Genomic DNA, 11,632 nt, shown 5'->3' on the forward strand with positions numbered 1-11,632 from the left:
TCCAAGTCGCCAGGCTCACCACCACAGTGAACCCGACAGCGCCAGTCACGGCGCTACGCGCCATGCCTGGCGCACCATAAAAAGGCACCTATCAAAGGTGCCTTTGTTCTATTTCAGCTTAGCAGTCGAGCGGGTAATTGATACGACCATAAGTCGAATTACAGCGCCGACATAAGGCTGAAACTTAGTGCTGGTGACCACCTTCGCCATGGACATGGCCATGGGCAACTTCTTCTTCGCTGGCATCACGCACTTCAACAATCTTGACCTTGAAGTGCAGGCGCTGACCGGCCAGTGGGTGGTTGCCGTCAACGATTACGTCATCGCCGTCGAGGTCACGGATGGTGACGATTTGCATGCCGCCGTCCGGGCCGGAAGCGTGGAACTGCATGCCGACTTCCAGCTCATCCACACCTTCGAACATCGAACGGTTGAGGGTCGCAACCAGCTCAGCGCTGTATTCGCCGTAGGCGTCTTGCGGCTCGACGGCAACGTCCAGCTCATCGCCAACCTGCTTACCCAGCAGGGCTTTTTCCAGGCCGCCGATGATGTTGCCAGCACCGTGCAGATAAACCAGCGGCGCGCCGCCTGCGGAACTGTCGATCACCTCACCGGCATCGTTAGTCAGGGTATAGTCGATGGAGACGGCCTTATTGGCGGCGATCAGCATGGGGCGGGACCTTTTGCTTGAAAATAAAGAGCGGGCGAGTTTACCGAAGGGCGCGCCTGAAAGCGAACCGGACACAGACGGACGGCCATGCAAGGTATTAGTGCGCGCGCTTGATTTTCGTCAGGATGAGCACGGCGATTGGCTGGCAGTATTGTCCTGCGGCCATACCCAGCACGTGCGCCATCAGCCGCCCTGGCAAAACCGTGCCTGGGTGCTGGATGCCACACAGCGCAAGGCGCAACGGGGTAAACCCTTTCGCTGCGGCTGGTGTGCGACCGAACATGACGCCAACGAGGCGAGCACCGAACGCTCGCAGGATGATTTAAACAAGGAGCGGTAAATGCCCGCACGCAACATTCTGGTGATTAACTGCGGCAGTTCGTCGATCAAGTTCGCTTTAGTCCACGAAGAGCACGCGCCATTCGCCCTGAGCGGTATCGCCGAACGGCTTGGCAGCGCCGATGCGCAGGTGCATTGGCAACAGGATGGCAACAAGCAGAGCTTGCTGTTGCCGCACGCTGACCATCGCGCAGCCCTCGTCGAAGTGTTACCGCTGATCCAGGCGGCCGCGGGCGCCCAGCTGCAGGGGATTGGCCATCGTGTGGTGCATGGCGGTGAGCACTTCACCGCCGCCAGCAAGCTGGATGACTCAAGTATCGCCGCGATCCGCGCCACCGCCGCCTTGGCGCCGCTGCACAACCCGGCCAACCTGCTCGGTATCGATGCGGCCATCAAGCTGTTCCCACACCTGCCTCAAGTGGCGGTGTTTGATACTGCATTCCACCAAACCCTGCCCGAACACGCCTATCGCTATGCCATACCGGAGCCGCTATACCGTGAGCACGGTGTGCGCCGGTATGGCTTTCACGGCACCAGCCACCGCTTTGTCAGTCAACACGCCGCGCAGATGAGTGGGCTACCGATCCATGCCAGCAGCTGGCTGGTCGCACACCTGGGCAACGGTTGTTCAACCTGCGCCATTGTCGACGGCCAAAGTCGCGACACCAGCATGGGCCTGACGCCATTGGAAGGCGTGGTAATGGGCACGCGCAGCGGCGATGTCGACCCTAACCTGCACAGCCATCTGGCACGAACGCTGGGCTGGAGCCTGGAGCAGATCGAAACCCTGCTTAATAAAGAGAGCGGGCTACTGGGTTTGTCCGGCCTGTCCAACGACATGCGCACCTTGGAGCAAGCCCGCGAACAAGGCCATACCGGCGCGACGCTGGCCATTGAGGTGTTTTGCTACCGCCTGGCCAAATCCCTGGCGGCCATGAGCTGCGCCCTGCCACAGCTCGACGGGCTGATTTTTACCGGCGGCATTGGTGAGAACTCGGCGCTTATTCGCATCAAGACCGTCGCCCACCTGAAATTGCTCAACTTGGCCCTCGACGCCCAGGCCAACGCCCGCACCGTGCGCGGCGCGGCCGGCCCGATCCAGGCTCACGGGCACCCACGCGTGCTGGTCGTGCCGACCAATGAAGAACGACAGATTGCCCTCGATACACTGGCGCTACTCGACGCCTAACGGAGCCCCTATGCACACCTTTTTTATTGCCCCCACCGGTTTCGGTGTCGGCCTGACCTCAATCAGCCTCGGCCTAGTGGGTGCTCTGGAACGCGCCGGCCTCAAGGTTGGTTTCTTCAAACCCATCGCCCAACCACATCAGGGCGACATGGGCCCGGAACGTTCCAGCGAGCTGATCGCCCGTACCCACGGCCTGCACTCACCCAAACCGTTGGCCCTGGCGCATGTTGAACGCATGCTCGGTGATGGCCAGCTCGATGAACTGCTGGAAGAAATCATCAGCCTCTACCAACAAGCGGCTGAGGGTAAGGACGTCGTCATCGTCGAAGGCATGGTGCCGACTCGCCAGGCCAGCTATGCCGCGCGCGTCAACTTCCACCTGGCCAAGAGCGTGGATGCCGAGGTGATTTTGGTCTCCGCCCCGGAGCAGGAAAACCTCAGTGAATTGATTGATCGCGTGGAAATCCAAGCCCAGCTGTTTGGCGGACCGAAAGACGCCAAAGTACTCGGGGTCATCCTTAACAAGGTGCGCAACGAGGATGGCATCGAGGCGTTCACCAGCCGCCTGAAAGAACTCTCGCCGCTGTTCAAGAGTGATGACTTCCGCCTGCTCGGCTGCATTCCCTGGCAGGACGAGCTAAACGCCCCACGCACCCGTGACATCGCTGACCTGCTCGGCGCGCGTGTGCTCAATGCCGGCGATTACGAACAGCGGCGCATGCTCAAGATCGTGCTTTGCGCCCGCGCGGTGGCCAACACCGTGCAACTGCTCAAGCCCGGCACGCTGGTGGTGACGCCGGGTGACCGCGACGACATCATCCTCGCCGCCAGCCTCGCGGCGATGAACGGCACGCCCCTGGCCGGCCTGTTGCTGTGCAGCGACTTTGCCCCTGACCCACGCATCATGGAGCTGTGCCGCGGCGCATTGCAGAGCGGCTTACCGGTGATGACAGTGAGCACTGGCTCTTACGACACCGCGACCAACCTCAACCGCCTGAATAAGGAAATCCCAGTCGACGACAAAGAGCGCGCCGATACGGTCGCCGACTTCGTCGCCAGCCACATCGACCACGAATGGCTATTTACCCGCTGTGGCACTCCGCGCGAGCTGCACCTGTCGCCGCCCGCGTTCCGCTACCAGTTGGTGCAGCGCGCCAAGGCGGCGAACAAACGCATTGTTCTGCCGGAAGGCAGTGAGCCACGCACCGTGCAAGCCGCCGCGATTTGCCAGGCGCGCGGTATCGCCCGCTGCGTGCTGCTGGCCAAGCCAGAAGACGTGCACGCAGTGGCCCGCGCCCATGGCATCGCACTGCCTGAGGGGCTGGAAATTCTCGACCCGGACCTGATCCGTGAACGCTATGTCGAGCCCATGGTCGAGCTGCGCAAGGGTAAGGGGCTGAACGCGCCAATGGCTGCCGCGCAGTTGGAGGACACTGTGGTGCTGGGCACCATGATGCTGGCCCTGGATGAGGTCGACGGCCTGGTATCCGGCGCGATCAACACCACCGCCAACACTATTCGCCCGGCCCTGCAGCTGATCAAGACCGCGCCGGGTTACCAGCTGGTGTCGTCGGTGTTCTTTATGCTGCTACCCGATCAAGTGCTGGTGTACGGCGACTGCGCGGTAAATCCCGACCCGACAGCTGCTGAACTGGCCGAAATCGCCTTGCAAAGTGCCGCCTCAGCCAGCGCGTTTGGCATCACCCCGCGCGTGGCCATGCTCAGCTATTCCACTGGCGACTCTGGCAGCGGCGAAGAAGTCGAGAAAGTTCGCCAGGCTACGCGCCTGGCACGGGCCATCAACCCAGACCTACTGCTCGACGGCCCGCTGCAATATGACGCCGCGGCGATCGAGAGTGTCGGCCGGCAAAAAGCCCCCAACAGCGCGGTGGCCGGGCGCGCCACGGTATTTATCTTCCCCGATCTGAATACCGGCAACACCACCTACAAGGCAGTCCAGCGCAGCGCCGACTGCGTCAGTGTCGGTCCCATGCTGCAAGGCCTGCGCAAACCGGTGAACGACCTGTCCCGCGGCGCGCTGGTTGACGACATCGTCTACACCATTGCCCTGACCGTAATTCAGGCCGCCAACTTGCCGCGCTAATTCTTGCCAGCCCCCGTCAACTTGCCGTACTGACCGGCTAATAGGCCTTAAAAACCACGAACTGCGTGGATAAACGGCGTTTCGTGTGGTTTGCAGTTCGGTGCACAGACGTTAATCTGTGCGCCGAACGATCGGTGGTGCCCAACCACCGACTTACACACCACGGGCGCACGCCCTATTTCGGAGACACCGGCCCCCATGCTGCATTTTCTCCCGGCGCCACTGCGCGGCCTGATTGCGGGCCTACTGCTCGCCCTGAACACATTGATTTGCTGCTGGCCGCTGTTTATCGGGGCCCTGCTCAAGTTTCTACTGCCCTTCGCGCAGATCCATCGCCTATTGCGCGCGGCCATGCATGCAACAGCCGAGTTCTGGATTTCCACCAACAAGTTCTGGATGCACTTGGTTGGCAATATCGAGTGGAATGTCGAAGGGCTCAAGGGTTTCGACAAGCAGCATTCCTATCTGGTGACCAGCAACCACCAGAGTTGGGTCGATATCCTGGTGCTGCAATACCAGCTCAACCGCCGTATCCCATTCCTGAAGTTCTTCCTCAAACAGGAGCTGATCTGGGTGCCGGTGATAGGCCTGTGCTGGTGGGCGCTGGAATTCCCCTTTATGAAGCGCTTTAGCAAGGAATACCTGGCCAAACATCCTGAGAAGCGCGGTCAGGACCTGGCCACTACCCGCAAGGCCTGCGAACGCTACAAGACCAACCCGGTGTCAGTGTTCAACTTCCTTGAAGGCACGCGCCTGTCGCCGGCCAAGCACGCTCAGCAGCAATCCCCGTTCAAGCACCTGCTCAAACCCAAGGCCGGCGGTATTGCCTTTGTCCTGGACGCCATGGGTGAGCAACTGCATAGCCTGGTCAACGTCACCATTCACTACCCGCAAGGGGCGCCTGGCTTCTGGGATCTGTTGTGCGGGCGGATTGATAAGGTGGTGGTGCGCTTCGAAGAGGTGCAAATACCCAAGGCATTTATTGGTGGCAACTACGATCAGGACGACGCTTATCGCCTGCAATTTCAGCAGTGGGTCAATCAGCTTTGGCTGGACAAAGACGCGCAACTGGATGAGCTGAAGCAGCGCTTTCCTGCTAACTGAAGTGTGAGTAGGGCTAATGAAAGCCCGCCTACCCGGCGGGCTTTTCATTGCGCGGTAGGTTGTGCCAATCCACTTGCGCAGGGAACGCATTGGCCTGCTCGACGCTCAGCCCCGGTGCAACCAGAAAACCCTGCATGATCGCGCAGTCGTGTTGCGCCAGCCAATCGCGCTGAGCCATGGTTTCCACCCCCTCGGCGATCACCTCAAGCCCAAGATGCCGCCCCAGGTCGATGATGGTGCTGACCACCGCGGCATCACGGGGCGAGCCTAGCATGCTGCTGATAAACAGCCGGTCGATCTTCAGCGTATCCAGCTCGAAATGGCGCAAATAGGCCAGCGACGAGTAGCCGGTACCAAAGTCGTCGATCGCGATCTTCACCCCCAGCTGACGCAGCTGACGCAGTTGTTCACGACTGGTATCCAGGTCCTGCATCAGCGCGCTCTCGGTGACTTCCACCTCCAACTGCTGCGGTGCCAGTTGATGCTCATCCAGCACCCGACGTAAATCATTAACCAACTGCGGCATACCGAACTGCACCGGGCTAACATTCAAACTGATCACCAGCTCGGAACCATAGTGCTGACTCATCTGCCGGCACTGTTCGACCCCGGCTTTAAATATCCAGCTGCCCAAGCGGTTGATCAGCCGTGTTTCCTCCAGCAGCGGGATAAACACCCCAGGGGCCACCGTACCGGCGACGCGATGCTGCCAGCGCAGCAAGGCTTCGAAACCACGCAGCCTCCCGCTTTCAAGGTAGATCTGCGGCTGATAAACCAGCACGAAATCATCGTTCTCGATGGCTGTGCGCAAGCTTTCCTCAAGCATCAACCTTGAGCGCGCGCGGCCATTCATCTCCGGCGAGAAGAAGCGGTATTGCTGGCGACCCGCTCGCTTGGCCTCGTACATGGCCATGTCTGCTGCACGTAACAAGGTTTCAACGCTTTGCCCACATTCAGGGAAGCAGGCAATGCCTACGCTCGCGCCCAGGGTTACATCAACACCGTCGAGCGTATGCCGTACCGAGACTTGCTCAATCAGTTTCTCAGCAATGCGTGCAGCGTCTTCCGGGTGGTCCAGGCTGTCGAGTAAGGCTGTGAACTCATCACCGCCAATCCGTGCCAGGCAGTCATAGGAGCGCAAGCTTAGCTTGAGCTGCTCGCCAACCCGCTTCAACAACGAGTCACCGACATCGTGTCCGAGCGAGTCATTGATCCGTTTGAAACCGTCCAGGTCGAGGTAGAGCACAGCCATACGCTGGCCGCTCCGCTCGATACGCGATAACGCCGACTCCAGCGCCTGATAGAAACCCCGACGATTGAGCAGGCCCGTCAAACTGTCGGTAATCGCCTGGGACTCCAATTGCTGGTGCAAATGACGCTCCACCGACATGTCCAACGCCATGATCACCATTGCACGCTGCAAACGCGGCAAAGGTGAACAGGACAACGCTACCGGCACCTCACCGCCTCTCAGCGTGCGCAGATTGGCATCGTGCTGGCGATAAACCTCGCCGCGACGCCAGCGCCGGTAAAACTCTGACATGCGCCACTCGCACGTCACCTGGGGGGCCAGCAGATAAGAGAGCATTTCACTGCCCTCCAAATCGCTGACCGTGCCTTCAAGCATGCGGGCCATGGCCGGGTTGGCAAAACTGATGCGGCCGTCCTCACGCACCACCATGATGCCTTCGGCAGCGTTGTCCAACACCGAGGCATTGAAGGCCCGCGCCGTGTCCAGCTGCTGGGTTAGCTGCAGAAGTTCGCTGCGGTTGCGTTCATGTTCGAGCAGGGCGTGAATTTTGTGGCGCAAGACACTGGAGTCGAACGGCTTGAGCATGAAATCCACCGCACCGGTGGCATACCCCTTTAGGACTGAATCCTGGGTCTGGGCGATGGCGGAGACGAAGATGATGGGGGTGTAGCGAGTACGCGGATTGCCACGCATCAACCGGGCGACTTCGAAGCCATCCATAAACGGCATCTGCACATCCAGCAGGACCAGACCGACATCCTCTTCAAGCAGGCACTGCAAAGCGGCTTCGCCTGAGTCGACGCAACGCAGTTCCCAGTCGCCATCTTCCAGCAGGGCCTGCATGGCCTCCAGATTTTCCGGGCGGTCATCCACTACCAGCAGAACCTGTGCAGCGGTGGTGACCTTGAGTTGCGCATGGGCCATACAGTTCCCCTTGTCCCTGGCGAGTGCCTTTCGGCTCCTGTTGCAATTCAGGTTAGCAGGCTGCAGCAAAACTACTCAGGCGGTTCCGCTGCAGCGGATGAACCGCCGGGCGTGTCGGTCGCTGCCAGCCAGCGCCTCAATAATTCCAACAAGGCCTCACGACTTACCGGCTTGGCTAAATAGTCGTCGGCGCCGGCGGTGATGCACTTCTCCCGGTCGCCTTTCATGGCGTGGGCCGTCAGCGCAATGATTGGAATACGGCAGGCATGCTCGGTTTTCAGCAATCGAGTCGCGGTATAGCCGTCCATGACCGGCATGGCCATGTCCATCAGGATCAAGTCGAACGGTTCACGCTCATAACACTCAATCGCTTCCTGGCCGTCCTTAGCCGAACTGATGATCAACCCCACCTCGTCGAGCAAAGCGGTCAGGGCATAAACGTTGCGTACATCATCATCGACCAAAAGAATCCGCCGACCTTCTAGCGGGTTTTCAACCCTCGACACACCTAATCGCGCAGGGTTACGCACATCGCCGAGAAAACCCTGCACCGCCTCACTTAGCGCCTGCATGTCCTCGCCATGCTTGTGCACCACTACCGCACTGTAACGGCGCAGGCGCTGCAAGGCCTGCCGGGTGACATCAATACCGGTGTTGATCACCACCCGCGCATCATCGAGCGGTCGCTGCCGATTAAGTGTTTCCAACAGTTCAAAGCCATCCTGATCAGGTAGATCAAGATCAATCACCAACGCGTTGAACGCGCCCGCGACGTAAGCCTGCTGCGCTTCATCGGCCCGCGCGCAGGCCTGTACGGTAAAGCCCATTTGTTGCAGGTGCTCACGGTAATGCTCACGCTCAACCTCAACATCCTCCACCAGCAGCAAGTGCTGCGCCGGCTGCTGGCCGACCATTTGCAGATCGTCAAAAACCTTTTCCAGATCTGCAAGCTGGATTGGCTTGACCAGATAGCGTGTGCTGTCATCGCTCCAGTCGGCCGGTTGCGGTACGCAAGAGATGATGTGCACCGGCGTGTCCCTGTAACTGGCATGACTGCGCAGATTACGGAACAACTGCCAGCCGCTGATATCGGGTAACAGGATATCTAGAATGATCGCACTGAAGCGCTCGCCTTTCAGCAGGCCAAGTGCCTGCTTGCCGGAGCGGCAATGCACACTGGCAAAGCCATGCGCGTGCGCTTCCTCTGCCAGCACCATGGCGAAATCTACATCGTCCTCAACAATCAGCACAGCCGGCCCCACGCCGCTGCGCTGCGGTGCGTCTGTCACGGCTTGCACCTGCTCCTGCGCCATCACCCTTACCGGCAGCCGCACAGTAAAACAGGAGCCCTCACCCAGCGCACTTTGCAGGGTGATTTCACCGTCCATGGCCAATACCAACTGACGCGTGATTGCCAACCCCAGCCCAGTGCCACCGAAGCGCCGACTGGTAGAACCATCGATCTGCTGGAAGGCTTGGAATATTTGTTCGTGCTGTTCAGGGGCGATCCCCATGCCGCTATCACGCACGCTGAAATTCAGCAGCTCATACCCCTCATCCGGCTCACCGGCGGCACAGGATACCGTCAGGCTGACCTCTCCCTGCTCGGTAAACTTCAGGGCATTGGAGAGCAAATTGCGCAAAATCTGATGCAAGCGTATGCGGTCACTGTGAATCACTCGCGGCACGCCCGCCTCCAACTGGGTGTGCAGGCGCAGGCCTTTAATTTCCGCCATGGGCCGCAAGCCGGCATCCAGCTCGACCAGAATATCCTGCATGTTCAATGGTTCTATTTTCAGCTGCATACGCCCGGACTCGACTTTGGCCAGGTCGAGCACGTCGTTAATCAATTGCAGTAGATCACTGCCCGCACGGTGCACGATGTCGGCATGCTTAGCCTGTTTCTCGGTGAGATTGCCCGCACTATTGAGGCGTAGTTGATCGCTGAGTATCAAAATACTGTTGAGCGGCGTTCGCAGCTCATGGGACATATTGGCGAGAAACTCTGACTTGTAACGGTTGGCCAGCATCAACTGATCGGCCTGATCGCGCAGGCGCTGCTCGGCGGCCTTACGTTCGCTGATGTCAATAATCACCGCCTGTACCAACGCCTCTTCACCACTGCGTATGGGCGACAGCCCCACCTCAAGGGGGATCAGGTGACCGTCGCGGTGCTGGCCAAACAATTCACGGTTACTGCCCATGCGCCGCGGTTCTGGATTGCCCTGGTAGGCCTTACGCTGCGGCACGTGGCTATGGCGTAAATCAGTCGGCAAGAGCATTTCTACGGGTTGTGCCAGTAACGTCTCGCGGTCATAGCCAAAAAGCTGCTCGGTCTGACGGTTGACCATGGCAATACAGCCTTGACTGTCCACCAGCACAATAGCGTTGGGCGAGGCTTCGACCACAAGACGAAAGCGCTCCTCGGCACCTTTGCGGGCTCGTAAATCGACGAGGTTAATCAGGTAGTTCACCCCCGTAGAATCACCCAGCACACTCACACTCAGCGCAACCGGCAACTCGCCGCCGCGCTCAGGACGAATCTGATACTCATGAGCCAACTCGGGCGTGTCGTGGTCTATCGCCAACGTGCTGAGTTGCCCGACAGTAGGCAGGAAGCGCCTTACACGTTCACCGAGCAGACTCGCCGGCGTCGAGTCGAGCAGCTCCGCAGCGCTGCGATTCGCCATCTCGATGCGCCCCTCGGCATCGCATAGCAAGGTGGCCACCGGCAAGAGTTCAACCAGCAGGCGAAAACGCTCTTCGCGCTCACGCAATTGCTCCGTCGCCAGCTGACTGGCCACTAACTCACGCTCACGTAAATACAGATACCCGCCGACTAACAACGCCAGCAGTGCGGCCGCCGCCAGGCTCAGCCATAGGCGCAGGCTGCTGGCCGGGTTGAGTTGCTCGGCGTCATAGACGGCAGTACTGCTGACTTCAAGCACCCAGTTACGGCCGTACAGTGGTAGTTCCAGTACATGCAGAAACGCCGGTGGGGCTGTTGCGCTGGAGGTTTCACCACTGAGCAGGAGCGTCTCCGGGGCTTGCTTATCTGTCAGGACTATCGAGAAACGACTGGCCTGCGCGCCCAGAATGCCGGACATCAAATCCTGGCTGCGAAATGCGGCATGCACCGTGCCTAATAGTGCTGCACGGCGCTCTTCCACCGTATTCAATGGTTTATCCGGCTTATACACCGGCAAATACAGCAACACGCCCGCTTGAATATTTTCCTTGGTTTCCTGGCGGAGTGTGACCGGTGCACTGAGGGTCGCGACGCCACTATCAATGGCCAGTTCAATGGCCGTCTGCCGCACCGTTTCGCTTAGCATGTCAAACCCTAGCACCCGCCGATTTCGCCAATCCAGCGGACTGATGTACTCGATGAGTAAGTATTGCTCTCGCTGCCCAGACGGAAAGAACAATGGTCTATCACGGTCTATTCCCTGCTCTTGCGCAACAAGCTTTTCGAGCTGATCCGCTAACAAATAACGCGACCACGCTAGCGCTTGAATACCCGGGTAGCGATCCTGTAACTGCAACTGATCCATGGCCCGCTCCCACTCAACCGAGGAGACGTATTCGCTTCCGCTCATCAAGCCTGACGTTCCGCGTAGCACCATTTCATAGGACTGCATGCGACTGAGGACCCGCTGACTGACATCCTGTGCATCGAGTTCGAAGCGCAGCTGACGCTGCTCGTGCTCTCGCTGCTCAAGGGCGCGCCATTGCCAAAGTGACAGGCCGCCCAGACCCACCAGGAGAATCAGGGTGACCCAAATGGGTAGCCAGGGTTTGCGAGGGGTAACGGCAGGCCGGTCGTCCATGCGATCTCCAATCTTCATCCATGTAAGGCGCACACAGTTGCGCCACGGCAGCAAAATTTAAGTAACGATTACTAGCAGTCTAGCCAGATATTAAAGGCTCGCTCTCTGGGTCCAGGCTAAACACCCCGCGCACAATTCGCAGGATCGGGTAGGAGGCGGCCTCACGGCCGCCGTCCTCCCACACCACCGTGCGTACGGTTCCGTACACGGCGGTTCAGGC

7 protein-coding genes are annotated in these 11,632 nt (G+C 59.5%); 4 read left to right on the forward strand and 3 right to left on the reverse strand.

Annotated elements, in window-relative coordinates; genetic code table 11:
• Window positions 1–184 precede the first annotated feature (184 nt).
• On the reverse strand, window positions 185–670 hold the full coding sequence (locus N1078_RS18795; protein WP_274089613.1) for an FKBP-type peptidyl-prolyl cis-trans isomerase: 486 nt from the start codon (window positions 668–670) through the stop codon (window positions 185–187).
• Here N1078_RS18795 and N1078_RS18800 point away from each other — a divergent pair.
• From N1078_RS18800 to N1078_RS18815, 4 genes are all read left to right on the forward strand, one after another.
• Window positions 639–1,010 (forward strand): DUF3565 domain-containing protein, encoded by a 372-nt coding sequence (locus N1078_RS18800; RefSeq protein ID WP_274089614.1) that lies wholly within the window; start codon window positions 639–641, stop codon window positions 1,008–1,010. The two genes, N1078_RS18795 and N1078_RS18800, sit on opposite strands and share 32 nt — an antisense overlap.
• Window positions 1,011–2,198, forward strand: a complete 1,188-nt coding sequence (locus N1078_RS18805) for an acetate kinase (protein ID WP_274089615.1) — start codon at window positions 1,011–1,013, stop codon at window positions 2,196–2,198.
• Window positions 2,199–2,208: 10 nt separating this feature from the next.
• Entirely contained in the window at window positions 2,209–4,302 is a 2,094-nt protein-coding gene (gene pta, locus N1078_RS18810; protein ID WP_274089616.1) for a phosphate acetyltransferase, read from the forward strand.
• Between the two features lie 198 nt (window positions 4,303–4,500).
• The gene (locus tag N1078_RS18815; RefSeq protein ID WP_274089617.1) at window positions 4,501–5,406 is read left to right on the forward strand and encodes an acyltransferase; all 906 of its coding nucleotides are present in this window, start codon (window positions 4,501–4,503) and stop codon (window positions 5,404–5,406) included.
• A gap of 28 nt (window positions 5,407–5,434) precedes the next feature.
• Here the strand turns inward: N1078_RS18815 and N1078_RS18820 are convergent, their stop codons facing one another.
• Entirely contained in the window at window positions 5,435–7,582 is a 2,148-nt protein-coding gene (locus N1078_RS18820; protein WP_274089618.1) for a putative bifunctional diguanylate cyclase/phosphodiesterase, read from the reverse strand.
• A gap of 71 nt (window positions 7,583–7,653) precedes the next feature.
• On the reverse strand, window positions 7,654–11,412 hold the full coding sequence (locus tag N1078_RS18825) for a response regulator (protein ID WP_274089619.1): 3,759 nt from the start codon (window positions 11,410–11,412) through the stop codon (window positions 7,654–7,656).
• Window positions 11,413–11,632: the final 220 nt, after the last annotated feature.

Origin of the sequence: Pseudomonas sp. MIL19 (assembly GCF_028680365.1) — a bacterium.
Lineage (GTDB): Bacteria > Pseudomonadota > Gammaproteobacteria > Pseudomonadales > Pseudomonadaceae > Aquipseudomonas > Aquipseudomonas spirodelae.

Bases quoted from the DNA above. Each gene is read 5' to 3' on its own strand.
- N1078_RS18800 (WP_274089614.1), top strand. From the start codon at position 639: ATGGAGACGGCCTTATTGGCGGCGATCAGCATGGGGCGGGACCTTTTG.
- N1078_RS18795 (WP_274089613.1), bottom strand. From the start codon at position 670: ATGCTGATCGCCGCCAATAAGGCCGTCTCCATCGACTATACCCTGACT.
- N1078_RS18805 (WP_274089615.1), top strand. From the start codon at position 1,011: ATGCCCGCACGCAACATTCTGGTGATTAACTGCGGCAGTTCGTCGATC.
- pta (WP_274089616.1), top strand. From the start codon at position 2,209: ATGCACACCTTTTTTATTGCCCCCACCGGTTTCGGTGTCGGCCTGACC.
- N1078_RS18815 (WP_274089617.1), top strand. From the start codon at position 4,501: ATGCTGCATTTTCTCCCGGCGCCACTGCGCGGCCTGATTGCGGGCCTA.
- N1078_RS18820 (WP_274089618.1), bottom strand. From the start codon at position 7,582: ATGGCCCATGCGCAACTCAAGGTCACCACCGCTGCACAGGTTCTGCTG.
- N1078_RS18825 (WP_274089619.1), bottom strand. From the start codon at position 11,412: ATGGACGACCGGCCTGCCGTTACCCCTCGCAAACCCTGGCTACCCATT.